This window comes from Phyllobacterium myrsinacearum (assembly GCF_002980555.1).
In the GTDB taxonomy this organism is placed as follows: Bacteria; Pseudomonadota; Alphaproteobacteria; order Rhizobiales; family Rhizobiaceae; genus Phyllobacterium; species Phyllobacterium myrsinacearum.
Genome location: NZ_PVBT01000039.1, coordinates 1 through 255 on the forward strand (window position 1 = coordinate 1; position 255 = coordinate 255).

Consider the following 255-nt stretch of genomic DNA (forward strand, 5'->3'; position numbering starts at 1 on the left):
TTACCCCGGCACCGGAAATCTATCGGCGGCTGCTTGCCCATGTCGAAGACCTTGCCCGTATCGTTGAGGATCTGAGGGTCCTCGGCCTGTCCAATGCGGGTCAGCTCGAACTCAAGCTCGACAGAGTTGACCTGGCTGAAGAAGTGGACGCAGTGACAGCTTCGGTTGACCAGGATCTTTCAGGGTCAGGCATTATCCTCAAACGCGATCTTGGCCGTGCGATCACCTTTGCCGACCGGGCCAGAATCCGCCAGG

At 58.4% G+C, this 255-nt stretch carries 1 pseudogene; it reads left to right on the forward strand.

From position 1 onward, the window contains the following. Window positions 1–255 (forward strand): annotated as a pseudogene (locus tag C5750_RS26720) (two-component sensor histidine kinase); the annotation flags it as partial.